Here is a 25252-nt window from a genome sequence, read left to right as displayed (position 1 = left end):
AAACAAGTCGAGGTTAGGATGAAAAAAATATTATTGCTGCTTAGCGTGATCTTATTGGGTGGTTGTGTTGGCATGCCCGAAACGGTTAAGCCCGTTCAACAGTTCGAGTTGGATCGATACTTAGGAAAATGGTACGAAGTGGCTCGTTTGGATCACTCGTTTGAGCGTGGCTTAGACAACATCAGCGCCGAATACAGCCTGCGTGATGATGGCGGCGTGAAGGTGATTAACCGTGGATACTCTGCCGAAGAGGGTGAGTGGAACGAAGCGGAAGGCAAAGCGTATTTTGTTGAAGGTTCTGAGCAAGGTTATTTGAAAGTGTCTTTCTTTGGCCCTTTCTACGGCGCTTATGTGGTGTTTGAATTGGACAAAGAGGGATACCAATATGCGTTTATTTCTGGCCCAGACACCGATTACTTATGGCTGCTTTCAAGAACACCTGAGGTTGCACCAGAGGTCATGGAGAAATTCAAAGCGATGTCTAAAGAGCGCGGTTTCAATACTGACGAACTGATTTACGTTGAGCACGGTAAATAAGCTGAGCGCGCTAGGTTAACGACAGTTGATTGAGAAAAAGGAACAGATGATGAGTGCATCTGTTCCTTTTTTATTGGTTTGGTTTGGTTTTGTATGAACTAGCCTTGTCGACGAACCTGCAACACGCTGAGCACCGATAGTGAAAGGAAGAACGCCGGATCACTCCAGCCGAAGCCAACAAATATTCCTGTAAATGCCGCATACAATGTGATGATGGCGCCGAGCATATTTGTAACCACCAAGCCTTGGATGAGCTTTTTAGCGGACAAGCCAGGTTCAATGTCTCTAAGCAGCCAGCTTATTGCAGCGATACCACCCAAAAATATACTGGTGTGTTGAGAGAGAAAGTAAGCGTACTTGTCATTAATTTCCACGCCATACATGGGCCACATTACCGTTGGCATAAAAAACAGTGCGATGGCAAACCCTGCGTAAATAATGCCGTGTAGGCTAAGAAAAGTTTTGTTGTTCATTACGTATCTCTCTATTTATTACTTAGCGACTTAGCGACTTAGCGACTTAGTATCTTTGTTGTCATTCAGAGAATGAACAAGTTTGATTAACCGTTGATTGGGCCTTTATTAATGGTAGTTAATGGCTGATTGACGTCAAAAATCACCCCACGTACTTCGTCGACACCCATCTGTTTAAGGCGAGCGCTATGCATCGCTAGGTACGTCTCTGCACTGAGTTGGTCTTCAAATAAGTAGACGCCGCCACCCAGCTTTTCTGCTTCGTTCTCTGTCCAGATTTTCCAGATCATGCCCGGTTCGTTGTTAATAGACTTTGCTAGGTCAACGAGTGCGTTTGACATCTCTTCACCAAATGGGCCGCTAAATTCAAAATCGACTTGTAATAATTTCATGGTTATTTCTCCAAACAGTTACTTGGTATTGCGCTGAGACTCATGGTCATTTCGCAAAGCATAGGAGGCTTGATTGCCTGTTGAAATAGATAATACCTGTAAAAAACAGACAGGAAAGTTCATAATATAGCCATTAACTGTCAGGATTTTAGACCTATGAGATTGAAGACCACCCTAGACCAATGGCAAACGCTTTACGATATTGACCGCGCAGGCAGCATTCAGGCGGCCGCAGTGCAATTGAATAAGAGCCATACCACGCTGATTTATGCGCTGAGAAAATTAGAGGACCAATTAGGCGTGACTTTAGTGCAGGTTGAAGGTCGTAGGGCGGTATTGTCGGAGGATGGGAAATCACTGTTGCGCCGTGCAAGCAGTATGTTGGAACAAGCTCGCGAGCTAGAGTTGATCAGTGAACAGCTAGCGAAAGGTGTTGAGTCTGAAATTGTGGTTGCTGTTGATCACTTGTGCTGCCTTGAACGCCTTTATCAACCGATGGCTGCATTTTTGACGGAGAACAACACCACATCGATACAAGTGATTGAAACGTCTCTGTCTAAAACAACCGAACTGGTGACTCAAGAACTGGCTGATGTGGCTATCATCAACTTGCCTATTACTAATTACTCAGCCGAAGCCTTTGGTTTTACGATGATGGAGCCAGTAGTTGCTAGCTCACATCCGTTAGCAAGTGCCGTTTCAGTGTCGTTGAATCAACTGTCGTCTTTGCCGCAAATTGTGGTGCGAGATTTAGGTGCTCAAACTAGTCAAGGCAGCAAAAAGCAAGGGAACAAACAGGATGTGGGCTGGTTGAAGTCGAGTCAGCGTATTACTGTGGACAATTTCGACCATGCGTTTGGCGCGGTAGAGCAGGGAGTCGGGTATTGTCGACTACCAAAGCACATTGTTGAAAGCCGAGGAAGTGACAAGCTCACTGTGTTGAATGTCGAAAATGGCAGTGGGTATCACGTTCCGCTGCACCTGACTTTACCAAAAGGAGCCAAGACAGGCCCTGCTGCTCAACGTTTCTATGAGTTACTTCTTGAGTCAGTTTCAAATGCGAGCTAACGGCGACATGAACCTTGAACGATTAACGAGGCTGATTGCCGTTTAAGAATAGCGCGACACATTCGCGAGTGTAGTGAAGTCTTTCTTCTTCAGATTCTCCGCCATCGTGTCCGAAGAATCCCCAATATGCCGATTTGCCGTGAAACATCAGCAACAGTTGGCGTGCTGCAATAACTGGTGAGCTTGATGTCGACAGTGTGAGATCACCAGAGTCTATTTTCGACTGCAAATAATCAGCGAGTAATTTTGTGGTTTTCTGAGGGCCAGTTTCTAAATAGATAGAGGCGATCTCTGGATGCGTATTCGCTTGGCTAATGGCATTTTGAAAGGTTTGTCTAGATTGTTCATCAAGTAATAAATCCTGAAACTTCACACCAAACTTCACCAACTCATCACCCACCGCAGCATCCATATCAAAGGCTGCAGGACTGAGTTCTCGCTCCGCACACTTGGTTTGCATGCAGGTTTCGAAAAGTTCGTCTTTGTTTTTAAAGTGAGAGTAGACCGTTTGCTTAGAAACGTTCGCTGCTTTGGCTATCTGATCCATATTGATCTTGAAGCCATGTTCAGAGAAAAGTTGGCTGGCTGCGGTTAAGATCTGCGATCTCTTCTGTTCACTCTTGATGATTTTAGTCACGTGCTTGCTTCTCGTTACTTAGTGTTGTCTCGTTACCTAGTTTGTCTCGTTGCTTGGTGCTCAGTTCTATGTGTCTCGTTTACGCTAAGCATTATGCTTTTTGTGATGGTTTTATCAATCATTAACGATGAAACTTATTTTTAACACAATCAAACTAGACAGTCTAGTTTGATTTGGTTAGTCTAAAAAAAGAACATAATTGAGTACCGCATAGGAATAGTACGTATGTATAAATTGATGAAGGGAAGCGCAGTGGCAGTGGCGTTGTCGGCTTTTCTTGTCGGGTGTGGTGAAAATACACAAGCCGAGACAGCATCCGATGCAGATAATGCTGCAGCGGAATCGAATAGTGCAGCGTCGACAGTCTTAACAGTGGAAACTGTCGCTTTGGAACGCTCTCCATCGTATGCAGTACAACGTGAATATGTCGGTGTGGTAAAGGCGGGTCAACAGGCTAATTTGGGTTTTGAATTGGCGGGCAAGGTCAATGAGATTCTGGTGGATGTCGGTGACACAGTCACAACGGGTCAGCCGTTGATTCGATTGGATACCCAACTTTTGGAAACCGAGTCTAGCCAACTGAAAGCGCAGGCTGAAGAAGTCAAAGCTCAATTGAGTTTGGTGGCTGCGAACCTTAAACGTCAACGTTCATTGAAAGCGAAAGGCTTCAGTGCCGAAGCTGAGATTGATTCGTTAACCAGTGAGCAACGCGTATTGCAGGCGAACTTGCTGCGTATTGATGCCTCGGTAAAAGGCAATCAATTGAAGCTGGTGAAATCGACAATTCGTGCGCCATATTCAGGGACCATCGCAACACGCTTTGTCTCGCTTGGAGATGTAGTGAATGTAGGGAATCCAACTCTTACGCTGCTTGCCTCTGAAGGGAAAGAAGCCTTTATCGGTATTCCTGCCCATCAAATGAAAAAGGTTACTTCACTTTCCGCCCCAAGTATTCGCGTCGGGCGAGATGAATTCGCTGTGAGACTGTTGAATCCGGGCGCAATGGTCGACACACAGTCTCGCAGTGTCGGTTTGCGTTACTTGTTTCCTGAACAATCGTCGGTGTTAGAAGGGCAACTTGCCTATTTGAAATTTGATGAGCAGATTGATGACCAAGGCTACTGGGTGCCATTAACGGGTTTGATTGATGGATTGCGCGGTGTGTGGAACATCTTTGTGATTGGTGAAGACAACAAAGTTGAGCGCCGAAGTGTTCAGGTGTTGTTTGCCAACAATCAACAAGCGTACGTGAGTGGGGCGATTGAAGACGGTGAACAAGTGATTGCCAGTGGCTTACATCGTTTAGTTCCTGGACAAACCGTGAAGCCAGCAAGCGTTACTGCTGAATAGGAAATAGCATGAAAATCATAGAGACTATTTCCAACACTCGACTGCTTATCTTAATGACAGCACTGCTGATGGTGAGTGGTATTTCTGCGTTCATGACGTTGCCACGTGCAGAAGACCCAGTAATCATCAACCGTTACGCGAACATCACAACCAGTTTCCCCGGAGCCAGTGCCGAGCGTGTTGAAACCTTGGTAACAGAAGTTATCGAGAACAAGCTGCGTGAGCTGAGTGAAGTTAAACTCGTGAGCTCAACCTCAAGGCCGGGCGTGTCTATTGTCACCTTAGAATTGAATGACACCATCACCGAGCCTGAGCCAGTTTGGTCTCAAGCTCGCGACAAGCTATCTGACATCGAATCCATTTTGCCTGCGGGCTCTCATTCTCCCGATCTCGACAGTGATCATACCTATGCTTTCACAACTATCGCATCTCTAACCTGGTCTGGTGCAGGTGAACCTGACCGATTAACACTCGGGCGCTATGCCAAAGAACTCGCTAAGCGACTAAGAACTTTGTCGGGTACTGAATTCGTTGATGAATACGGGATGCCACAAGAAGAGATTCAAATCAGTTTACGTACGGCCGATGCCGCCGCGTTGGGGCGTTCAAGTGCCAATATTGCTGAGTCGCTCGAAGGGGCAGACGCTAAGAACTCCGCCGGCGAGTTAGTGAGTGCTTATTCTCGCTTTGGCTTAGAAATTAAATCTGAACTCGATTCTATTGAACGTATTAAGCAAGTGCCAATAGCCACTGATAGCAAAGGTCACATCATCCGTATGGAAGACATTGCTTCTGTGAAACGTGGTGAGAAAACCCCACAAGACCAGATTGCCATTATTGATGGTGAGCCGGGTGTGATTGTCGCGGCAAGAATGCATCCTGATCTGCGAGTCGACAACTGGACGTCGCGAGCTAATGCTCTGATTGGTAAATTTGAGCAAGAGTTACCAAGTAACGTTAAGGTGACGGTGCTGTTTAATCAGCAAGGTTATACCGAAACTCGCTTAGACGATTTAGGCAAAAGCTTGATGATCGGTTTCGGTCTGATCTTGATTGTTCTGTTTGTCACTTTAGGTGTGCGTGCCGCGATCTTAGTCGCCATTTCTCTGCCGTTAACCTCATTATTGACCTTGTCGATCATGAAAATGACCGGTGTGCCGATTAACCAAATGTCGGTGACAGGCCTAATTGTGGCGCTCGGGATCATGGTTGATAACGCGGTGGTGATGGTCGATACCATTCAAGCTTATCGTTTGAAAGGGCAACAGCGCGCTGAAGCGACCATGAATGCATTGAAGCATTTATGGGTGCCGTTATTAGGCTCAACCTTAACTACCGTGTTGGCGTTTGCCCCGATTATCTTGATGCCGGGTGCATCGGGTGAATTTGTGGGGGGTATTGCGATTACCGTTTCTTTCTCATTGATCGGCTCTTACATTATCTCGCACACCTTAATCGCAGGATTGGCGACCAAGCTACTGCCCAAGCAACTCAGTGATGTCGACAAGAAAGGGCAGCACCATTGGTACATGACGGGTTTGAGAATCCCGGCTTTGACGCGCTGGTTCTCATCTTCTGTCCGCTTTGGTGTCACGCATCCAATCATCACGATTGCTTTGGTGTTGTTGGTTCCGTTTACCGGTTACTGGAGTATGTCTCAGCTGACTGAGCAATTCTTCCCGCCATCAGACCGAGACATGTTTGAGATTCAGGTTTATATGCCGCCGCAAGCGAGCATTTATGCCACTAAAAACACCTCTGAAAAAATCGACGATATCATTCATCGTTACCCTGAAGTGGAGCGTATCGATTGGCTCGTGGGTGCAAACTTCCCATCCTTCTATTACAACCTGCAAGCAAGGCAAAATAATGCGCCATACTTCTCGCAAGCCATGGTGAAAACAGAGAACTTTGACCAAGCCAATGCGCTAATTCCACAGTTGCAAAAGGTGTTGGATGAAGAGGTGCCGGAAGCACAAATCTTGGTACGTAAGCTTAATCAAGGGCCTCCATTTACCGCGCCCGTTGAACTGCGGGTGTATGGTGAAAACCTCGATACGTTGAAAGCGATTGGTGAGGATGTGCGATTGATTTTGGCGGGTGTTCCTCATGTGACGCACACAAGGGAAACGCTGCAACCGGGTACGCCGAAGGTGTGGTTGAAGGTCGATGAAGATACCGCGAAACTCAACGGTATTTCATTGAACCAGTTCGCAGGTATGCTGCAAACTACTCTGACAGGTCGTGAAAGTGGCTCTGTGATTGAAGGCAGTGAGTCGGTACCAATCCGTGTTCGTGTGGCAGATGAGGCGCGTGAGAACTTAGCGCATTTAAGCAATATCCGTTTACCAATCAGTTCTGATGTCTACTCTACGGGGATCAATGTTTCGACGCTGGCAGAACTGGAATTGATGACCAGTCGCGGCGCGATAACCCGCCGAAATGGGCAACGTGTGAATACCATTGAGGGCTACATTGAAGCGGGTGTCTTGCCTCAAACGGTGCTCAATGAATTCCAAAAACGCCTAGAAAACTATCAGATGCCATCAGGCTACACCATTGGTTTTGGTGGCGAATCCGCTGAACGAGATAATTCAGTCAACAGCCTGATCTCGAATGTCGCAGTCGTTGTCGTATTGATGGTGCTAGTGGTGGTGATGTCGTTCAACTCGTTCCGAATGAGTAGCATCATCTTCATGGTGGCAGGATTGGCTGGTGGCCTAGGGCTGTTGTCGGTGTGGATCTTCGGTTATCCGTTTGGCTTTACGGTGATCATCGCCATGCTCGGGATTGCGGGCTTAGCGATTAACGCTGCCATCGTGATTCTGACGGAATTGAAACTCGATGAACAAGCTTCATCAGGTAATGTGGATGCGGTGGTTGAGGCGGTGATGTCGTGTACTCGTCATATCAGCTCGACAACGATAACGACTGTTGGCGGCTTTATGCCACTGATCATTGCTGGTGGTGGTTTCTGGCCTCCGTTCGCGGTCGCGATTGTTGGCGGTACCGTATTAACCACGCTTATTTCGTTTTACTTTGTGCCGGTGGTTTATCATTTAATGACTAAAAATCAGCGAAAAACCATCGCTACTCAAGCTGCATAACTGTTTTTCAATTTAACGCATCTTTAATTTAACTACTCTTTAATTGCCCATAATCGAGCCGCATCAGGCTCGATTATGGTGTTGTTATTCTCGATAAATTCATCCCAATTCCTACCTTTTTGTTGTGCTTTTCACCGCTATTACGCCCTCAATTAGTCAAATTATCCTTTCTGTTAGTCATTATATTCTTTCAATTCGTCACATTAGTGCATCGATGAATGCTTGATTATCTTTTTGGTGAATGGGTGTGGGTTTTGAATAATCTAACCAGTGAATACCTTGTAAATGGTGTGTGAATTTACAATTTTGACGGGCGTCACACTTCTATTTATTCGCTCTTTCTAATGTACCTTGAACTTGCCCCGAGCTTTAGTGGTGAGTGAGTGTTTATCTACTTTTTCTAAATCCCTTGTCAGTACTGGCTCTATCCGTGTAGCACGCAATTGATGTGTGTCTTAATCGCTTACTGCTTCTTAGTTTTCGTCTTCATAAATGGAAGGTTAGTTTCCAAGTTTGTTTGGTGAGCTTTCAATTTCAACTCTTCATAATGCGCCAAATGTAACAATGTATTTCAAAGTGTAACAATTAAGTCATGTTTTCTGTGTGGTTTTAACCCAGAAGTAACGAACCTTATTGCATTGCTTTTTGAGATGCGGCGTTTCACATGCTCAACACATAAATATTCTAATGACCATGACAACCAGTACTCGGGCGTTCGTTCTGAGGCTGGATAACCATCGAGAAAGTTAATGGAAGCTTCAAGATATAAACGCATTTTATCGAGAGCAAATCTGTCGAGGATTGGTTTGGTGGGAACCGTCCTGATGCTCGAAGGATGTAACTCCGCATTGCTCGACCCAAAAGGTAGCGTTGGCGTTCAGGAAAAGGAGCTGATTATTACGGCTCTGTTGCTGATGCTGATCGTCGTCATCCCCGTGATTCTGATGACCATCTACTTTGCTTACCGATACCGCGAGAGCAATACCACGGAAGAGTATGCACCTGACTGGGCACACTCAACCAAGATCGAAGTGGTGGTATGGACGATTCCAATCATCATCATCGCGATTCTAGCCACCATCACTTGGCGAACAACACATGAACTGGAGCCTTCCAAGCCTCTGGTGAGTGACGTTAAGCCTATGGTGATCGAAGTGGTCTCTCTGGACTGGAAATGGCTGTTCATCTATCCGGAGCAAAACATTGCAACGGTTAACTATGTTGCGTTCCCGAAAGATGTTCCGGTGACGTTTAAGCTGACTTCAGACAACATCATGAACGCATTCTTTATCCCGCGTCTTGGTTCGCAGATCTACGCGATGCCGGGAATGGTGACCAAGTTGAATTTGATTGCAAACCACGAAGGTGACTTCAAAGGCTTTGCATCGAACTACAGTGGAAAAGGGTTCTCACAGATGAAATTCACCGCATCAGCTCTGCCTGATCAAGTGGCGTTTTTAAACTGGGTGGAGAAAGTGAAGGCAAGTCCTGATCGTATTGAAGATTGGGAGCAGTTCCGTTCATTGGCCGCGCCAAGTGTGGCTGAACCTGTGACTCTGTTTTCTAGTATCCCACCATTTTTATTCACTGATGTCGTGACCCAGCACCCTGGTTCAATGAACTGTTTGCCGGAAACCCAAGGATAATCGTCATGTTTGGAAGATTAACTCTAGACTCAATTCCCTACCACGAACCCATTATTTTGATCACCTTAACCATGATCGCTTTAGTGGGTAGTTTAGTGGTGTATGCGGTAACAAAAGCCGGTAAGTGGCAATACCTATGGAATGAATGGTTTACGTCTGTAGACCACAAAAAACTAGGCTTCATGTACATTGCGGTCGCGATGGTGATGTTAGTTCGTGGCTTTGCCGATGCGGTCATGATGCGTAGTCAGCAATTGCTTTCTGCAGCTGGTGAGACTGGCTATTTACCGCCACATCACTACGACCAAATCTTCACGGCTCACGGCGTGATCATGATTTTCTTCGTCGCGATGCCACTGGTTATCGGTTTGATGAACATCATCGTACCGCTGCAAATTGGCGCTCGTGATGTAGCATTCCCTTATCTGAATAACTTGAGCTTCTGGCTGTTTGTGGTGGGTATTATCCTAACCAACATGTCGCTTGGCTTGGGTGAGTTTGGCCGTACGGGTTGGTTGGCGTATCCGCCGTTGTCTGGCATTGAGGCGAGCCCGGGAGTCGGGGTCGATTATTGGATATGGGCACTGCAAATATCCGGTGTGGGTACCACGTTAACGGGTGTGAACTTCTTCGCGACTATTTTGCGCATGCGTACTCCATCTATGCCAATGATGAAGATGCCAGTGTTCACTTGGGCATCTCTGTGTGCCAACATCCTGATTATCATCTCTTTCCCAATCCTAACGGTCACCATCGCGTTACTGACTTTGGATAGATACATCGGCACGCACTTCTTCACCAATGACCTTGGTGGCAACGTGATGATGTATGTGAACTTGATTTGGGCATGGGGACACCCTGAGGTGTACATCCTAATCTTGCCTATCTTCGGTGTGTTCTCTGAAGTGACTGCAACCTTCTCTCGCAAAAAACTGTTTGGTTATACCTCGCTGGTATGGGCGACGGTGGCTATTACTATTTTAGCGTTTGTGGTTTGGCTGCATCACTTCTTCACCATGGGTTCTGGCGCCAATGTGAATGCCTTCTTCGGCATTGCGACCATGATTATCTCTATCCCAACCGGGGTTAAGATCTTCAACTGGCTATTCACCATGTACAAAGGTCGTATCCGTTTTACCACACCAATGATGTGGACGGTCGGTTTCCTAATCACCTTTACTGTAGGTGGTATGACGGGCGTATTGATGGCGGTACCGGGCGCAGATTTCATTCTGCATAACTCTGTATTCCTGATTGCGCACTTCCACAACGTGATCATCGGTGGCGTGGTCTTCGGTTGTTTTGCAGCGATTGGTTACTGGTTCCCGAAAGCGACCGGCTTCACTCTGAACGAGCTTTGGGGCAAACGCGCATTCTACTGCTGGATCATCGGTTTCTTGATGGCGTTCTTGCCGCTTTACGCTCTTGGTTTTATGGGCATGACGCGTCGTTTGAGCCAAGACATTAACCCTGAGTTCTTCCCACTACTGGCGGTTGCGGCTGCAGGTACGGGCGTGATTGCGATGGGGGTGGTGTGTCAGTTCGTGCAGATTTACGTGAGTGTTCGTGACCGCGACCAAAACCGAGATCTAACCGGTGACCCATGGGGCGGACGTACCTTCGAATGGGCAACATCGTCACCACCACCGTTCTACAACTTTGCAAAACTGCCTAAGGGCGATGAGATCGATTCGTTCTGGTATCAAAAGCAAAGTGGTGAGTTTGATCCAACTCAGGAAGAAGAATACGAACGTATTCACATGCCGAAGAACACACCGACAGGCATTTATGTGTCTGCATGGGCGTTGGCATTTGGCTTCGCAATGATCTGGTACATCTGGTGGCTAGCGGCTGCAAGCTTAGTGGGTATCGTGGTGACGTGTATTCAACACAGCTACAACGACGATGTGGACTACTACGTGGAAGTTGAAGAGATCAAAGCGATTGAAGCGGCTCGACGTGCGCAGTTTGCAGAAGCGAAAAAACAGTCAGTGAAAGGCGATCATTCTGGTCGTGGTAACAGCGCTGACGGTGATGCTGATAGTGATAATAACGACAATAAAGATGACTTGGAGACGACGTATGCAAGCTAATACTCCGTCACACACTTATGATCTTGCACATTCGCATGATCATCACCACGAAGCTGCGGGCAATAAGTTGTTTGGCTTCTGGGTTTACTTGATGAGTGACTGTGTCCTGTTTGCCACGCTTTTCGCGACGTATGCCGTGCTTGAGAGTGGATCAATTGCAGGGCCGACAGGTAAAGACATCTTTGAACTGCCGTTCGTGTTTGTCGAAACCATGATGCTGCTGTTCAGTAGTATCACCTTCGGTTTTGGCATGATTGCGATGAAGCGCAAAGACGTGACCGGACTGAAGCGCTGGATCAAAGTGACTTTCGTATTGGGCTTAGCCTTTATCTGTATGGAAGTGTATGAGTTCCATCACTTGATTGCAGAAGGCTATGGTCCTAAAGAGAGTGCGTTCCTTTCAGCGTTCTTTACCTTGGTTGGCACACACGGTTTGCACGTAACGTTTGGCCTGATTTGGATGGCGGTGGCGTACCACCAACTTTCAACCAAAGGCTTGAACGACAACATGTCGATGCGCTTCCAGTGCTTGAGCTTGTTTTGGCACTTCCTTGATATCGTTTGGATTTGTGTATTTACCATCGTGTACTTAATGGGGGTGATGTAATGGAACAGCATCTAGACAGTGGTGCAACGGATTATGTGAAAGGCTTTATTGCGTCACTGATTCTCACCATTATTCCGTTCTACATCGTGTGGGCGCATGTATTACCAAGCACAGAAACGTACGTGATCTTGTTCGGCTGCGCGTTGGTGCAAATTTTTGTGCACTTTAAGTACTTCTTACATATGGAAGCGAAATCTTCCGATGGGCGTTGGAACTTGGTGTCACTGATGTTTACCGCCATTGTTGTATTGATTCTTATCGCTGGCTCGGTATGGATTATCTACAACATGAACGTCAACATGAAGTTGTAGGCTAGGGTATGCTGAAAAGATATCTGTCTATCACCAAACCGGGCATCATTTTCGGCAACCTGATTTCTGTTGCGGCGGGGTTCTTCCTCGCCGCAAAAACAGAACCAGCCAGCGCGATGTTGTTACTGACAACATTAGCGGGTGTGGGACTTGTGATTGCATCAGGTTGTGTTGTGAACAACATCTTTGATCGAGACATCGACCAGAAGATGAAGCGCACACAAAATCGAGAATTGGTTCAAGGAAACATCAATACAGATGTAGCGTTCGTCTATGCCTTGGTTTTACTGCTAGCAGGCACAGCGCTGCTGTTTCAGTTCGCTAATCCGATCTCTGCGGTCATGGTGTTGCTTGGCTATGTGTTTTACGTCTTTTTCTACACCATGTGGTACAAGCGCACATCGGTTTACGGCACTTTAGTCGGCAGTATTTCGGGAGCCGTTCCGCCGTTAGTGGGCTACTTGGCGGTGACTAATTACATTAGTTTGGAAGCGGTTTTGTTGTTCGCGATGTTCTGTTTATGGCAAATGCCACACTCGTACGCGATCGCGATGTTCCGCCTTCAAGATTATCGAGATGCAGGCATTCCAGTGTTACCGGTGAAAGAGGGCGTCGACAAAGCGCATCAGCACATGAAAGCCTATGTGGTAGCGTTTGGCGCAGTCTCGTTGGCGCTGTTCCTACTCGGAGAAGCGGGCTATGAATACCTAGCGGTGTCGGCGGCAGTCTGTTTTATGTGGACTAAAGTGACGTTTCGTAAGGTCGATTGCCTCAACTATATTCAGTGGTCAAAGACGGTGTTTAAGGTGTCCCTACTGGTGGTGATGAGCATCAGTGGTGTGCTGGGGCTGGAGTTGATTCCGTTGCCTACGCTTTTTTGATTTAAGTTTGTCGTTGAACCCTCAATGTTCTGAAGTCCGAGGGTTTGACGACTTTTTATCTGTCCCGCTTTAAGCTATTACCCTTCAAAAATATCACTAAGCCAATCTTCAAGTTGCTCTCGTTTATCTTGTGGCCCATTGATGATCACTAAGCCGTTTAGTGTCGCGTGATCCCAAGATATAGTGCCAGTTGCTAGCGCATCGAACACATCGAGTTCAGTAATTAACAGTAGATCTTCTTCAGTAGGCAAAGTATCTCTACCTGACACATCGACATCCTTCTCAAGTTTCACTTGGCTGTAATGACCTTTGATTGCTTCGAATAAGTTGAACTCAATTTTGCTTGGGTGGGGTTTCGCAAGCGCGGCCTTGATGGCAAAGACTCGAAAGTGATCCGGCTTATTGAGGTTGTTGAATTCATCGTCTTGTCTGGCTGTAATGACGTTGCCAAATACCTCGAGTGAACCGGGCTCTGTCACCAAACTAAATCCGGTATCTTGGTGAAGACCACAGGCAAACGTGAGTGAAGAGGTAAGTGAAAGAATCAGAGCAAATCGTTTTAACATAATGGTTATCGAGACCTATAACAGGGTTAAGAATCTGACGGCAGAAGCCGAACCTGACGATAAAAAAAGGGACCACAAAGGGTCCCTGTATTTGTTTGTCGTCCATGTGAAGCGGTCAGCGTATTGGTTGATAGTGTGTTAGTGATTGTTTACTAACACGCTATCATCGAAGAGCTATCATCGAAGAGCTATCGCCGAAGAGCGACCGTTCGAACTCGCTATTAGCGAACGATTAGCATGATCTCTTCTGGAGTCATTGGCTTATCGAAGTAGCTCATGAATTGACCGAAGCCTTTGATGTCGCCGTTCGAGAACTTGAATGCACCAGACTGTAGGTTGCTACCAATCACTTGTTGAGCGTTTGGACCCGCAATCAAGATTTGGTTCAGTACTGCACGAGTGGTGTCGATTTGAACGTCTGCGCCTTTTACTGCTTCTTCGTGTAACTGAGCAATACCGTTACGGATTTCGATAGTGAATGCTTCGTTCGTATCAGAGAAGTTGTACGTTAGCATCATGTTCACGTCTAACGAGTTTTCTGCGATAAGCGTTGAAGTCATCATGTCGAAGATCTGCTTACTTGGTAGCGCAGTAAGCACGTCAACAGAAGCGAAGCTGATCATGTTAGAGAAGTCACGTTTGTTCTCTAGTTCAGCCGCCGCGTTAAGCGCCCAGTTACGCCAGTTGATGTTCACTTGGTCTGCAGCCCATGCTTTGTAAGCTTGTGCTTTCATCTCGCGAGCTTCCATATCTTGCTTGTTTACCGTGATTGGGTAAGAAAGAATTTCTGCTGCAAATGTGTAGTTTTCAGCCTTAATTGCTGCTTGTGCAGTCGTAAGGATGTTCTCACGGCCGCCCATGATCTCTACGAACGCTTTAGCACGTTGCTCGTAAGCCATTGGCTCTAATTGCCATGGATCTGCTTCGAAGAAACCGTTGTAACCAACGTAGATCTGACGAACAGCATGTGCAACGGTACCGTAGTGCTCTCCTAACCAAGGGTGCTCAGCAAGGTGCTTAGGAAGTTTAACGACTTCAACTAGCTCGTCCGGCGTCATACCTTTGTTCATGTAACGGATAGTTTGGTCATGCGTGTATTGAATCGCATCACGGTAAGCCGTTAGTACGTCAGCTACCGCTTCTTTACCTTCAACTGGACGACCGTGAGAGTTAATCATGATCTCAGTGTCGAACTTACGCATTACGTCGATGCCCTTGAACCACATTGATGGGTCACGGAATTTAGTACCACGAATAGTGTGAAGATTAGGGAAGTTCTCTCCTTGAAGTACTTCCGCAGCGTGCAGGATTTTCTGATCTGGGAAGTAAACCACTAACTCATCTTTCGTTTCAGATGGCACGTTCTCAATGTGCATTTTCACGCCAGCGATTTCGATTTCGATGTGGCTTTGGCTTGGTACAAGGAGGTTTGGTTCGATGAACGAAATAGCACCTTGCATGAAGCGTGGGCCAAGGCCGTCATTTACTGTACCGTGCTCACCTTCTTCTACGTGCTTAGCACCTGTGTAAGAAGTGCGGTGACCAAATAGAGTACCTAGGTTTGAAGACCAGTTAGCCACTGCAGCTGTTAGGCCTTCTTCAGCGATGATTTTTACTTCACCTGATGCTACTTCTTCGTCAGTAACCCATGCACGCACGCCAGAGATGTGGTCGATGTGGTTGTGAGAGTAGATGATTGCTTTAACCGGTTTGTCTGTGATTTGACGGAACTGCTCTTTAACCGATTGAGCCATTTCTACTGACTCGCCTGGATCAACAATGATGATGCCGTCAGTACCTTCAATCATGACTGGTGTGTCTAGACCGAAGCCGTAACCAAGGTAAATATTGTCATCTACTTGGATGATAGCTTGGTCCATTTTACGACCATGCTTGGTTAGGATTGGATGAACGTGGTCAGATTCTGCAGTGTAAGCTAGAGAATCGCCCGTTTTAGAAACAACCTGGATACGTTCGCCTTTACCCCAGAACATGTTTGACTTGTGTTCGAATAGAACCTCGCTTTTGTAGCGTGCATCAAGATCGATGTTTTGGTATTGAGCTGCGTTTGCCGTTTGAAGTTCTTGGCCTACTTTCGATACTGCTTCAACAGTGGGTGTTGCTGATGCAAAACCAGAAGCAAATAGAGCGCTTGCGATAGCAACAGGAAGAGCCATTTTTTTGAATGTATTAGTCATGATAGTGACCTTATATTTGGATACAGGAATTGGATTTCTTGACTCAAATAATAGAGAGGGTAGAGGTCGCTATCTACACGCTAATAGTATTTCAACATATCGCTTTTGCGATGATTGGATTATCATTGATATTGTTTTTTCGATTTATATCGGAGGTTAAATTAGGAAGATTGGTTTGTGATAGATACAAAAATGCCCTGAAAACTAGGGCATTTCTTAAAGAACTAAAAGTAATATTTTCGATTATCTAAGTGCTTACCAAGCTCCTAAGTAAGACTTGTAAGATTGCAGGCGAACTGTTGCTGCACCGATAACATCAATGAAGCCCCAGAACGGATGCGGTTTCTCAGCAGAAATCCAAGCCGCACCAGCCGCACCAATTGGGATATCGAAACCTTCTGGTTCGATGATCTCAAGAACGATGGTACGGCCTAATCCGTTACTATTTCTTACAACGTGTTGACCAACACTCTGTGGGCCTTGAAATGGAGAAATAGCCGCTTCGCCAGTACCGGTTGTGAAGCTGTGTACTTTTGCTCTGAACACGTGACCTGGGTATGCATCAACGAAAAACTCTGCGAAATCGCCTTTTTTAACATATCCGTAAGTTTGATCAGAAACTCGCATTTCTAAAAATTTCTTGTTGGTGTTGTAAAGGTGCATGTTGCCCATGACTGAACCTTCGGCAATGTTGACAATCGCGACTTGTCCATCAAACTCAGCACGAATCGTCTTTTTCTCTTGCGCCCAGTTCACTTTTTGAAGATCGGCAACCAATGAATTAAGTTCAGCGTTCATTACACGTAGGTCAGAATCGTATTTCTCAACATCACGCGCATTAAAGATTTGCGGTGATGTTTCAGCACGCTCAAGATCTCGTGTCATCTGCTTGATCTGTTCTTCCTTCTTAACAATGGCAGATTCGATCTTTGCTTTGTCAGCTGCAGAGTTGATGTCGACGAGTGTGTAAAGTACATCGTTTTCTTTTACTCGTTGGTTGTGGTCAACATGGATTTCATCAATTTGTTGGCCAAATACAGGCGACATTACCGCGTGTGGTGCTTTTACTGTGGTTGAGTTCGTTAAATCAACCGGCGCCCACAAGCGAGAAATAACCGCCAATACCGCAAGAATCGTTACGCCGCCAATGGCAGCCCACGTGTAGTTTTTGAAGTTCTTCTTCAGTGCGCCTGTCGCAAACAGTGACCATACAATTAGGATGTATGGAATCATCATCTCTTTCATTATGCGACCTCTTTTTCTGTAGGGGATGGTTTTGTTGGAGTCTTTTCTTCTGAAGCCTGTTCTTTTGAAGGCTGAACTTCTGAAGACGGTTCTACTGGAGACTGTTGTGTTTGAGACGGCTCTGTTGCCGATTTTTCAGGTGATACGTGGACTGCGGCTGCCTCTGAATTGGTCGCGTCTTGTTTAGGCTGCACACCACGGCGAATGACATCACTCAGTGATTGACCAATATGTTTCCAGTTCGCTAGCGCGATAACCAAGGCGATAACCCAGAATGTTTTGCTGATGAAGAGCCCGCAAAGTGACAGTGCAAACACGATCTGTACGTGAGCGCTTTTGTGTTCTTTTGCTTTATGCACACCCAGTTCATGCAACTGCCACATGCCGTAAACACCGGCTAATACCACAGCAATGGTCACCGAGAACAAGTAACCAGAGAAGTACTCCATCTGGAAGAAGTTCATCATCATTTCATTGGGATGATTGTTGAATTGAGACATGTCGATGTCTTTAGAATGGATAGTGCCTAACGGTGCAAGAGCCCATGCACCAGCAAACATTACCGCCATAAACAGGCAGAATTTAATCAAGACCATCACAACGGCCCAGATTTTCTGGAAAATGATTTTTATAAAGTTCATATCTCAACCTACATCAATAAGAAGAGAGAATTTGCAGCCTAGAAGTCACCTTTAATGACATCTTAAAAAGTAGATGTCTATTATGTGGGTAGATTAGTGCTCATAATAAACAAAAGTAATAGATGATATTTAAAGTGATATTGCACAGTCCAGACAACCGATTCTCGGTATCAAGAAGCGAATATGCTTCTCTACAAATCAATCTTTATTATTTGTCAGCAGACGTAAATGAAATGGCTATGAAGCGTTCGAATTAATATTCGCGCGGCTTTCTAGCGACTGTTTTTATTACGTGTATTACCTCGACAATCGAGGGGCTCTTCCATGACAATTGACATACCAAAGTAAAACATTTGTCAGTTTTCTATTTGGGCTGGTGATTGATTTGTTAGCAGGATAATAGGAAGAGTTTTGACCAGTATCTACCCAGAATTACGATTTGATAATATCGTAATTACGATTAGTAGTTATAACTCTAAATCGGTAAAGTGATTTATTTGAAAAGGCTCATATACAGATAGAAAACATTGTTCATTAACTTGGTTTGGATCATAGAAGTCGATGAAAAGTACTAAAAAGACTGGCCTAAAATATTGAATAAATTAGACCAGCTCTAGGGAGGATTTTAATCGATTATTTGAACGGGTTTAATGTAACAGGAGCAATAAAGAATTTTAGGTTCCAATCTGGTGCATATGGCACATACTCAGCTGGATTGGTCGTATTAACATTTGCGTCTGGTTTCATTACGTAATATTGAAGTTCTACACCCCAACGAACAGGCATCGGTCCAATCTTAAACATATCGATATAGCCTAACCCGACAGGTACAGTAAATTGGTCGGAACCATCTTTTGTCCAATCAATTTGAATATTAGGCGTCATACCAATTAACGCGGTGTTGCTGACACGATAGTTTAAGAAGTACTGGATGTCCGCTTGATTGGTTGATTCAGTAACGCTGTCGCTACCGCCTACATCCCACCATTGCTGAGCTAAGAAACCAACGTTCCAGCTTTCAATACTTGCTGGGTTACCGGTTTCTTTACCAAGGCGAGCGACCATTGCCGCAGGGCCTACTTGCCATTTATCTTGGGTTAAACCATCAGTACCAGTTGGCATGATCACCGTTGGACCAACACCCCAAATCCAGCCGTCATCACGGTTAGGCGCTGCCATTGATAGAAAGACGGTGTCTCCCATGCCATTGGTACGACCTTCAAAGAAATCACCGTCTTCACGGTCACCTGGTGAACTGTAGTGGTTGGCTACCAGACGGTTCACCAAGTTCCATTCGCCATCCATGATAGGAACAGGCATTACTGGTTGAAAGCTGAAACGGTTTTGCATTTCATGGTGGCCATCTTCTTTCTCAAGAAAGGTGTAATCATTCTGAGTGATTAGCATCCATACGTCAGATACCGGGTTAGCCGATTTTTTTGCGGCTTCCTGAACTGAGAGTTGTTCCTTTTCAGCCAGCGCAGAACCAGAGTAAGTGATAGCCGCACCGCTTAAGAGTAGGGAAATTATTTTAGTGTTTTTCATATTGATACCGAGGGTCATTATTTTGGTGCCATTGTAGTATTCACAAAAGGAATGTATATGTACCGAACGGAAACTCAGTGTCATGTAATTTGAGACAATGTTGTGGTTTCAAAGCGCGTTGCATGAAGTACGCCCCATTATTAAAGGGCTTACGGAGAAGGGAGGGCTTTATTGTCTCAATATATGAAGATTTATTGAGGGTTGATGAGTGTGAGTAAAGTCTGGTTAATATGCTATTTATTAGCAAAATAATCGATGCGTTATACCTTTAATAAATGTTTTTATTGACGATATTTAATCGTTTTTACGATAGCATGGTGTTTATGGTCGCCTAACGAGTAATGATATATGAGCAACGAAATCCCCAATTTCAACCTACTTGCTGTGTTTTCTGCGGTGATGGAGCAGGGCAGTTTAAGTAAGGCTGCGGATCAACTCAGTACCAACCAATCGACCATCAGTACCGCGTTAGCCCGCCTAAAAAAAGAGATTGGCCAAGAGCTTTTTGTTCGTAAAGGAAGAGGTGTTACGCCTACTTCTTATGCTCAAAGTTTGTATGAACAAATTAAAGCGCCGATCAATGAACTCAATGGTGTGTTTCAGTCGATGGCTAATTTTGATGAGCAATCCTCTGAGCGTAAGTTTGTGATCTCTGCGCCTGAGCACTTACAGTGGGTATTACTCAATAGTTTCGCGGCGCTTCCCAATCAAAATTTGTCGTTAGAAGTGTTTGATCAACCAGACAGTGATGAGCGCATTTACGAAGATCTTTTGACGCAAGAGTTCGATGCGATGATCGATATTGTGGTGCCTGAACACCCAAGTATCGTCAGTGAAACACTTTATGAAGGCGAGTTTGTGATCGTGTGTCGAGCTGATCACCCACGAATCCAAGGTGAAATCAGCGAAGCTCAGTTCCTGAGTGAAAAGCATGCTGTATTAGACAGAACACGACGCAAAGTTCGCAGTTTAAATCACTACACTTCTTTGGATCTGTCCCAACGTAAAATCGTATTTCATGGGCGTTCACTGTTCAGTAATATCTTGCTGTGTAGCCAATCCGATTACATTACTGTCGTGCCTTTATCTATGGCCGTGCAGTTCCAAGAAAAGTTAAGTTTGCAGCTGTTCAAGCCGCCTTTTGAATATCAGCCGATGTCTCACTACCTGATTTGGTTGAAGAAGCAGAACAGCGACCCCGCTCATAAATGGTTCAGAGAACAAGTCATCAGTACATCAGATGCAATGTCGAAGGCGCTTAAAGATAGGCGTTTGCGGTTTTAATTGAGAGTTTAATTCTAGGGAAGCATTGGCTTCCCTTTTTTGCGTCATTGAGTTCGTGTTAGTCATAAAGTTCATAACAAAAAATTATCACATTGAGAATTTTTGATAATTTCCTTAATTCCTCGCTGAATCGTATTATTTCACTCAGAGATTAGTGGATAACCTCCACTCAAAATAATAACGGCGCCATGCTTGTGGTGCTAATAAGGGCGAAATATGAAATTCCTACACACAATGATCCGAGTTACTAATTTAGACAAGTCTATCGAGTTCTACACCAAGGTATTGGGAATGAAGGAACTTGAACGCCATGAAAACAAAGACTACCGCTACACATTGGTTTTTGTTGGCTACGAGCAAGGTGGCACGACTATCGAGCTAACGCACAACTGGGATACGAATGAGTACGAGATGGGCAGCGCGTTCGGTCATCTGGCATTGGGTGTAGACGATATTTACGCAGCATGCGACAAGATCAAATCGCTAGGTGGCAACGTGACTCGCGAAGCAGGTCCAGTGAAAGGCGGTTCAACTCATATCGCTTTTATTACTGACCCAGACGGCTACCAAATCGAACTGATTCAACTAGGTTAATCGAGGATATAACAATGACAAATGCACTATTTCAACCAATTCAACTTGGTAATATCGAGCTTAAAAACCGTATTGTTATGCCACCGATGACGCGTTCTCGCGCAACGCAACCTGGTAATTCAGCAAACGACATGATGGCGGCTTACTACGCTCAACGCGCTTCTGCAGGTTTGATTATTGCGGAAGGCACACAAATTTCACCTATGGGCCAAGGTTACGCTTGGACTCCGGGTATCTATTCTGATGAGCAGATTGCGGGTTGGAAAAAAGTCACCGATGCCGTACATGAAACAGAGGGTGTTATCTTCGCTCAACTTTGGCATGTAGGCCGTGTCACACACCCAGACAACATTGATGGTGAACAACCAATTTCGTCTTCTGCACTTAAAGCAGAAAACGTAAAAGTATTCATCGATAACGGCACTGATGAACCGGGTTTTGTGGATGTGGTTGAACCTCGTGAGATGACGAAAGAAGACATCAAAGAAGTGGTTGAACAGTATCGCCAAGCGGCTTTGAACGCGATTGAAGCAGGCTTTGATGGTATCGAACTTCACGCCGCGAATGGTTACTTAATCAACCAATTCATCGACTCTGAAGCAAACAATCGCACTGACGAATACGGTGGTTCAATCGAAAACCGTTTACGTTTCCTAGGTGAAGTGGTTGAGGCTATGGTTGAAGCGATTGGTGCTGACCGTGTTGGTGTGCGTCTTGCTCCGTTCACATCGTTGAATGGTACGGTTGACGCTACGCCAGTAGAGACTTACACAGCGGCGGCAGCATTACTTAACCTATACAAAATTGTTTACCTGCACATTGCAGAAGTCGATTGGGACGATGCACCTGAAACACCGAAAACCTTTAAATCAGCAGTACGTAATGCTTACCAAGGTGTCCTGATTTACGCAGGTAAATACGACAGCGAGCGCGGCGAAAAAGCGGTTGCTGAAGGCGTAACTGATATGGTTGGTTTCGGTCGTCCATTCGTCGCAAACCCAGATCTACCCGCTCGTATTCAAAATGGTTACCCATTAGCAGCGCACGATCCAAACACATTGTTTGGTGGTGCTGAAAAAGGTTTAACGGATTACCCAAAATACGCAGGCTAAAAATAGCTGCCTGAAGCAGAGTATTGAGATAATATCTCGATCCTGTTGAATGTTTATAAAAAGCAACCTTGCAGAGTCGGGTTGCTTTTTTTGTTATTGGACCAAGTAAGATGATGAAAGCGATGCGCGGAGAGCTTTATCTCCTATTTGCTACCTTGTTAGCTGGGATTGGATGGATTGCATCTAAGCTGGTGGTGTTAGAAATGCCTGGGCCAGTGTTCATTGGTGTGCGATTCTTCGTCGCGAGTTTGATTCTTTTGCCATTTTGTATTCATCACATTCGTAAGCTTTCGCTTAAGCAGGTACTTTCTCTTTGCGGCGTTGGCTTGTTGCTGTCTGCTTCATTGCAAGTCTGGGTGTATGCAGTATCGATGACGGAAAGTTTGTCGGAAGGAGCGTTTATCATGAGCTTAGCTATGATCATCGCGCCGTTTGTCTCTTGGATTATATTTCGAGTTAAGCCTAATCGTGCCTTCTGGATGTCATTTCCAATTGCGATTATCGGTATGTTGCTACTGGCCCTAACTAACGGTTGGCACGTTGAGCAGAGTCAGCTCTATTTCCTATTAGCATCGATGTTGCTTTCGGTTCACTTTGTCATGAATAAGCGAGTGATTACTAATATCAAACCTATAGCTTCAATTTGCGTTCAGCTTTTTGTGGTGGGTGTTAGTGGGTTAGCGTTTGCTTCGATGACCACTCAACCAGAGTTTGAAATAACTCAAACCTTAATATTCTGGTTTATCGTCTCAGCGGTTGTCGCGACATCGATCCGTTACTTATTGCAAACTGTCGGTCAGCACTCCGTGAACATGGAAGTGGCGGCATTGATCATGATTCTTGAGCCGGTGTGGACATTGTTATTGAGTGTCAGCGTGTTGGGAGAAACGGTTGAGATGCAAAAGCTACTAGGCGGAGCGGTAATTATTGGTTCGTTATTTTGTTATATCAAATGGTCGAGACGAAAATAAAACACTCGGCGCAAGGCCGAGTGCTCGTTAGCGCATGTTTATAGCTCGTTAGCGCATGTTTATAGCTCATTAAGCATGTACTAGCAGTAAGCTCCGGTCACAGTAAGATCAGATTGCTGCGACCATCTTTTGAAGTAGCTTGATCATCTGTTGTTGTTCTTCAGCGTCCAACTCATTCATCAGTTCTTTGTTTAAACGAGTAGGGATTGGAATCAACTGTTCTTCGAGTGCTTTCCCTTTTTCCGTTAAGTAGATTCTGAAAGAACGACGACTGTTTGGATCGGCTCTGCGTTCAACCAGTTCAAGCTTTTCTAACTTGTCTAATGTTCGTGTCGTTGTCGAATTCTCGACTTTGGACTTTGCCGCGATATCACGCTGAGTAATACCTTCCTCTTCCCATAGGCACATCAAGGTTGGCCAGAGCGCAATGGTTAAGCCATGTTCTTTCAATTCTGTGTCGAAATCTTTGCTCGCTTTATTGGCGATCACGTTGATCATCCAACCAAAGCTATTTTGTCTATCAAATTCTTGTGACATTCGTCAGTACCTAATTCTTATGATGACATTACAACTATTGTCATCGTAACTAATACCGATGCAATTAGCACCAACATTGCTTCGTTATTTGATAAAAAAGCGAATTGACTGCTAATTTTGAATTAATCGCGAATCGTGACCTTGGTAATCACAATATCTTCGCAAGGTACATCTTCGTGTCCCCAGCGAGTAGTGGTTGGTGCAAGCGCAATCTTGTTGACCACGTCCATGCCTGCCGATACTTTGCCAAACACTGCGTAACCCCAACCTGCGTTGCTGGTCGCGGTATGGTCAAGGAAATCATTGTCGTCAAGGTTGATAAAGAACTGCGCCGTTGCTGAGTGTGGTGCGTCTGTACGAGCCATTGCCACTGAGCCAATCACGTTCTTTAGTCCACGATTTGCTTCATTGACGATAGGTGCGTGTGTTGGCTTCTCTGTCATGTCGATAGTGTGTCCACCACCTTGAATCATGAAACCCTCAATCACACGGTGAAATGTGGTGCCTTCATAGAAGCCTTCTTGGCAGTATTTAAGGAAGTTTTTTGAACTTACTGGCGCTTTCTCAAGGTTAAGTTCAATTTCGATGTCGCCAAAGTTAGTGGTCAGAATAATCATAAAGGTGCCCAATGTTCGAGTACTAATATTTTGAGTACTACAGAGTAGTGGATGACGTAATAGGGTGCAGTATATGAGAAATAACGACGGATGCCAGTGAACAGTGATTCTGACGTGTATTCAAGGGCGATCTGAATGATCTTCGAGCGTGCCATCGCGCGTTCACTTCATTCGTATAGACAAGAAAGCCAGCGAACAGGTCGCTGGCTTTGGAGGTTTTAAAGATTATTGCTTTTGATTAAAGCGTTAGAAGGTAATTCACCAGTTGGTTGTACTCTTCGTAGCTCTTGATTTGATCCGGTTTTACGATGTATTTGTTGTTAACTAATACGCCTGGAACGCCAGTTAATGTGCTCGCATCAAACTGCTTATCAAAACGCTTCTGCATTGAGTTAACTGCGAAACCGTTGTAGGCCGCATCAAACTTCTTCGCATCGATACCGTTATCAATGAAGATCTGGCGCAGTTCCGCTTCGTTTCTTGGAGTCTGTTGCTTCTCGTGAATTTTGGCGAACATTGCTAGAACCATATTGTCTTCAGCGTCGAGTGCAATCATGGTCGCGTAAGCTTTTGCCATAGGCACAGCCATGTCGTTGCCCATAAACGCTACGTGCACTTTTTGAAAGCTTGCTGACTCTGGTAGATCTTGTTTAAGGAACTCAATGACGCCTTCAAATTTGTAGCAATGAGGGCAGTAAAACGAGAAGAACTCGGTAACGACGGGTTTATCTGCTTTCGCTACGTCGAGGATCTTGTAGTGAGTACCTTCTTCAAACTGAGCGGCATTAATTGAAGCGCTCATGATCAGAGCTGCGAATAGGCTAAATAGCTTTTTCATGT

24 protein-coding genes and 1 pseudogene are annotated in these 25252 nt (G+C 45.3%); 13 read left to right on the top strand and 12 right to left on the bottom strand.

The genetic code is table 11. The features are described 5' to 3' along the window. The first annotated feature begins 18 nt into the window (after positions 1-18). Positions 19-537: a lipocalin family protein gene (locus tag AB4232_RS16230; protein ID WP_372087522.1), complete on the top strand. Its 519-nt coding sequence runs from the start codon at positions 19-21 to the stop codon at positions 535-537. A gap of 98 nt (positions 538-635) precedes the next feature. Here the strand turns inward: AB4232_RS16230 and AB4232_RS16225 are convergent, their stop codons facing one another. Beyond that, positions 636-1010, bottom strand: a complete 375-nt coding sequence (locus AB4232_RS16225) for a hypothetical protein (RefSeq protein WP_372087521.1) — start codon at positions 1008-1010, stop codon at positions 636-638. Positions 1011-1096: 86 nt separating this feature from the next. Next, entirely contained in the window at positions 1097-1402 is a 306-nt protein-coding gene (locus AB4232_RS16220; RefSeq protein WP_004736312.1) for a monooxygenase, read from the bottom strand. Between the two features lie 156 nt (positions 1403-1558). Here AB4232_RS16220 and AB4232_RS16215 point away from each other — a divergent pair, with 156 nt between their 5' ends. After that, positions 1559-2470 (top strand): LysR family transcriptional regulator, encoded by a 912-nt coding sequence (locus AB4232_RS16215; RefSeq protein ID WP_372087520.1) that lies wholly within the window; start codon positions 1559-1561, stop codon positions 2468-2470. A 22-nt stretch (positions 2471-2492) separates the two neighbouring features. Here AB4232_RS16215 and AB4232_RS16210 read toward each other — a convergent pair whose 3' ends face one another. Beyond that, on the bottom strand, positions 2493-3107 hold the full coding sequence (locus AB4232_RS16210; RefSeq protein ID WP_372087519.1) for a TetR/AcrR family transcriptional regulator: 615 nt from the start codon (positions 3105-3107) through the stop codon (positions 2493-2495). A 225-nt stretch (positions 3108-3332) separates the two neighbouring features. Between AB4232_RS16210 and AB4232_RS16205 the strand changes: the two genes are divergently transcribed. The 7 genes from AB4232_RS16205 to cyoE all read left to right on the top strand — a co-directional run bounded on the left by AB4232_RS16205 (position 3333) and on the right by cyoE (position 13102). After that, complete coding sequence (locus tag AB4232_RS16205) at positions 3333-4457, top strand: efflux RND transporter periplasmic adaptor subunit (RefSeq protein WP_372087518.1); 1125 nt, start codon at positions 3333-3335, stop codon at positions 4455-4457. 8 nt (positions 4458-4465) lie between these two features. Continuing rightward, on the top strand, positions 4466-7564 hold the full coding sequence (locus AB4232_RS16200; protein ID WP_372087517.1) for an efflux RND transporter permease subunit: 3099 nt from the start codon (positions 4466-4468) through the stop codon (positions 7562-7564). 749 nt (positions 7565-8313) lie between these two features. After that, the gene (cyoA, locus tag AB4232_RS16195) at positions 8314-9210 is read left to right on the top strand and encodes a ubiquinol oxidase subunit II (protein ID WP_102540515.1); all 897 of its coding nucleotides are present in this window, start codon (positions 8314-8316) and stop codon (positions 9208-9210) included. 5 nt (positions 9211-9215) lie between these two features. Continuing rightward, positions 9216-11303: a cytochrome o ubiquinol oxidase subunit I gene (cyoB, locus tag AB4232_RS16190; RefSeq protein ID WP_372087516.1), complete on the top strand. Its 2088-nt coding sequence runs from the start codon at positions 9216-9218 to the stop codon at positions 11301-11303. Then, positions 11293-11910, top strand: coding sequence for a cytochrome o ubiquinol oxidase subunit III (gene cyoC, locus AB4232_RS16185; RefSeq protein WP_372087514.1), 618 nt, complete (start codon positions 11293-11295; stop codon positions 11908-11910). Before cyoB ends, cyoC begins: the two co-directional genes overlap by 11 nt. Continuing rightward, a complete protein-coding gene (gene cyoD, locus AB4232_RS16180; RefSeq protein ID WP_004736302.1) occupies positions 11910-12221 on the top strand; it encodes a cytochrome o ubiquinol oxidase subunit IV in 312 nt (103 codons plus the stop codon). The genes cyoC and cyoD overlap by 1 nt, the downstream gene beginning before the upstream one ends. An 8-nt stretch (positions 12222-12229) precedes the next feature. Further along, on the top strand, positions 12230-13102 hold the full coding sequence (gene cyoE, locus AB4232_RS16175; protein WP_004736301.1) for a heme o synthase: 873 nt from the start codon (positions 12230-12232) through the stop codon (positions 13100-13102). Between the two features lie 77 nt (positions 13103-13179). On the opposite strand, the gene AB4232_RS16170 is transcribed toward cyoE, so the two are convergent. From AB4232_RS16170 to AB4232_RS16150, 5 genes are all read right to left on the bottom strand, one after another. Further along, positions 13180-13668: a hypothetical protein gene (locus AB4232_RS16170; protein ID WP_102548248.1), complete on the bottom strand. Its 489-nt coding sequence runs from the start codon at positions 13666-13668 to the stop codon at positions 13180-13182. 221 nt (positions 13669-13889) lie between these two features. After that, positions 13890-15866 (bottom strand): alkyl sulfatase dimerization domain-containing protein, encoded by a 1977-nt coding sequence (locus AB4232_RS16165; protein WP_102257821.1) that lies wholly within the window; start codon positions 15864-15866, stop codon positions 13890-13892. Positions 15867-16121: 255 nt separating this feature from the next. Further along, a complete protein-coding gene (locus AB4232_RS16160; protein WP_371700959.1) occupies positions 16122-17111 on the bottom strand; it encodes an efflux RND transporter periplasmic adaptor subunit in 990 nt (329 codons plus the stop codon). Continuing rightward, positions 17111-17752, bottom strand: a complete 642-nt coding sequence (locus AB4232_RS16155; RefSeq protein ID WP_371700958.1) for a magnesium transporter — start codon at positions 17750-17752, stop codon at positions 17111-17113. The genes AB4232_RS16160 and AB4232_RS16155 overlap by 1 nt, the downstream gene beginning before the upstream one ends. A gap of 633 nt (positions 17753-18385) precedes the next feature. Beyond that, positions 18386-19315 carry a hypothetical protein gene (locus tag AB4232_RS16150; protein WP_372087513.1) on the bottom strand — a complete coding sequence of 310 codons (930 nt, stop codon included), beginning with the start codon at positions 19313-19315 and terminating at the stop codon, positions 18386-18388. A 330-nt stretch (positions 19316-19645) separates the two neighbouring features. Between AB4232_RS16150 and AB4232_RS16145 the strand changes: the two genes are divergently transcribed. The 4 genes from AB4232_RS16145 (at position 19646) to AB4232_RS16130 (ending at position 23258) form a co-directional block, all read left to right on the top strand. Then, complete coding sequence (locus AB4232_RS16145) at positions 19646-20581, top strand: LysR family transcriptional regulator (RefSeq protein ID WP_017104122.1); 936 nt, start codon at positions 19646-19648, stop codon at positions 20579-20581. Between the two features lie 216 nt (positions 20582-20797). Next, positions 20798-21175: a lactoylglutathione lyase gene (gene gloA, locus AB4232_RS16140; RefSeq protein ID WP_017104121.1), complete on the top strand. Its 378-nt coding sequence runs from the start codon at positions 20798-20800 to the stop codon at positions 21173-21175. Between the two features lie 14 nt (positions 21176-21189). Further along, positions 21190-22287, top strand: coding sequence for an alkene reductase (locus AB4232_RS16135; protein ID WP_017104120.1), 1098 nt, complete (start codon positions 21190-21192; stop codon positions 22285-22287). Positions 22288-22397: 110 nt separating this feature from the next. Next, a complete protein-coding gene (locus AB4232_RS16130) occupies positions 22398-23258 on the top strand; it encodes a DMT family transporter (RefSeq protein WP_372087512.1) in 861 nt (286 codons plus the stop codon). Positions 23259-23366: 108 nt separating this feature from the next. Here the strand turns inward: AB4232_RS16130 and AB4232_RS16125 are convergent, their stop codons facing one another. From AB4232_RS16125 to AB4232_RS16110, 4 genes and pseudogenes are all read right to left on the bottom strand, one after another. Continuing rightward, positions 23367-23795 carry a MarR family winged helix-turn-helix transcriptional regulator gene (locus AB4232_RS16125; RefSeq protein WP_017101603.1) on the bottom strand — a complete coding sequence of 143 codons (429 nt, stop codon included), beginning with the start codon at positions 23793-23795 and terminating at the stop codon, positions 23367-23369. 17 nt (positions 23796-23812) lie between these two features. Beyond that, positions 23813-23917 (bottom strand): annotated as a pseudogene (locus tag AB4232_RS16120) (hydrogenase); the annotation flags it as partial. Continuing rightward, positions 23918-24412 (bottom strand): peptidylprolyl isomerase, encoded by a 495-nt coding sequence (locus AB4232_RS16115; protein ID WP_012604419.1) that lies wholly within the window; start codon positions 24410-24412, stop codon positions 23918-23920. It abuts the pseudogene before it with no gap. A 238-nt stretch (positions 24413-24650) separates the two neighbouring features. Continuing rightward, positions 24651-25250, bottom strand: a complete 600-nt coding sequence (locus AB4232_RS16110; RefSeq protein ID WP_372087511.1) for a thiol:disulfide interchange protein DsbA/DsbL — start codon at positions 25248-25250, stop codon at positions 24651-24653. Positions 25251-25252: the final 2 nt, after the last annotated feature.

The organism is Vibrio sp. 10N.286.46.A8 (assembly GCF_041470165.1).
GTDB lineage: Bacteria > Pseudomonadota > Gammaproteobacteria > Enterobacterales > Vibrionaceae > Vibrio > Vibrio tasmaniensis_A.
Note: the sequence above shows the minus strand (reverse complement) of the source record. Positions and strands in the feature narration are given on the sequence as shown.

Excerpts from the sequence above, each read along its gene's own strand:
- cyoB (WP_372087516.1), top strand. The coding sequence starts at position 9,216 with ATGTTTGGAAGATTAACTCTAGACTCAATTCCCTACCACGAACCCATT.
- AB4232_RS16160 (WP_371700959.1), bottom strand. The coding sequence starts at position 17,111 with ATGAAAGAGATGATGATTCCATACATCCTAATTGTATGGTCACTGTTT.
- AB4232_RS16150 (WP_372087513.1), bottom strand. The coding sequence starts at position 19,315 with ATGACCCTCGGTATCAATATGAAAAACACTAAAATAATTTCCCTACTC.
- AB4232_RS16215 (WP_372087520.1), top strand. The coding sequence starts at position 1,559 with ATGAGATTGAAGACCACCCTAGACCAATGGCAAACGCTTTACGATATT.
- cyoE (WP_004736301.1), top strand. The coding sequence starts at position 12,230 with ATGCTGAAAAGATATCTGTCTATCACCAAACCGGGCATCATTTTCGGC.
- cyoC (WP_372087514.1), top strand. The coding sequence starts at position 11,293 with ATGCAAGCTAATACTCCGTCACACACTTATGATCTTGCACATTCGCAT.
- AB4232_RS16155 (WP_371700958.1), bottom strand. The coding sequence starts at position 17,752 with ATGAACTTTATAAAAATCATTTTCCAGAAAATCTGGGCCGTTGTGATG.
- AB4232_RS16135 (WP_017104120.1), top strand. The coding sequence starts at position 21,190 with ATGACAAATGCACTATTTCAACCAATTCAACTTGGTAATATCGAGCTT.
- AB4232_RS16205 (WP_372087518.1), top strand. The coding sequence starts at position 3,333 with ATGTATAAATTGATGAAGGGAAGCGCAGTGGCAGTGGCGTTGTCGGCT.
- cyoD (WP_004736302.1), top strand. The coding sequence starts at position 11,910 with ATGGAACAGCATCTAGACAGTGGTGCAACGGATTATGTGAAAGGCTTT.
- AB4232_RS16130 (WP_372087512.1), top strand. The coding sequence starts at position 22,398 with ATGATGAAAGCGATGCGCGGAGAGCTTTATCTCCTATTTGCTACCTTG.
- AB4232_RS16125 (WP_017101603.1), bottom strand. The coding sequence starts at position 23,795 with ATGTCACAAGAATTTGATAGACAAAATAGCTTTGGTTGGATGATCAAC.
- AB4232_RS16145 (WP_017104122.1), top strand. The coding sequence starts at position 19,646 with ATGAGCAACGAAATCCCCAATTTCAACCTACTTGCTGTGTTTTCTGCG.
- AB4232_RS16220 (WP_004736312.1), bottom strand. The coding sequence starts at position 1,402 with ATGAAATTATTACAAGTCGATTTTGAATTTAGCGGCCCATTTGGTGAA.
- AB4232_RS16170 (WP_102548248.1), bottom strand. The coding sequence starts at position 13,668 with ATGTTAAAACGATTTGCTCTGATTCTTTCACTTACCTCTTCACTCACG.
- AB4232_RS16225 (WP_372087521.1), bottom strand. The coding sequence starts at position 1,010 with ATGAACAACAAAACTTTTCTTAGCCTACACGGCATTATTTACGCAGGG.
- AB4232_RS16110 (WP_372087511.1), bottom strand. The coding sequence starts at position 25,250 with ATGAAAAAGCTATTTAGCCTATTCGCAGCTCTGATCATGAGCGCTTCA.
- AB4232_RS16165 (WP_102257821.1), bottom strand. The coding sequence starts at position 15,866 with ATGACTAATACATTCAAAAAAATGGCTCTTCCTGTTGCTATCGCAAGC.
- AB4232_RS16115 (WP_012604419.1), bottom strand. The coding sequence starts at position 24,412 with ATGATTATTCTGACCACTAACTTTGGCGACATCGAAATTGAACTTAAC.
- AB4232_RS16200 (WP_372087517.1), top strand. The coding sequence starts at position 4,466 with ATGAAAATCATAGAGACTATTTCCAACACTCGACTGCTTATCTTAATG.
- cyoA (WP_102540515.1), top strand. The coding sequence starts at position 8,314 with ATGGAAGCTTCAAGATATAAACGCATTTTATCGAGAGCAAATCTGTCG.
- gloA (WP_017104121.1), top strand. The coding sequence starts at position 20,798 with ATGAAATTCCTACACACAATGATCCGAGTTACTAATTTAGACAAGTCT.
- AB4232_RS16230 (WP_372087522.1), top strand. The coding sequence starts at position 19 with ATGAAAAAAATATTATTGCTGCTTAGCGTGATCTTATTGGGTGGTTGT.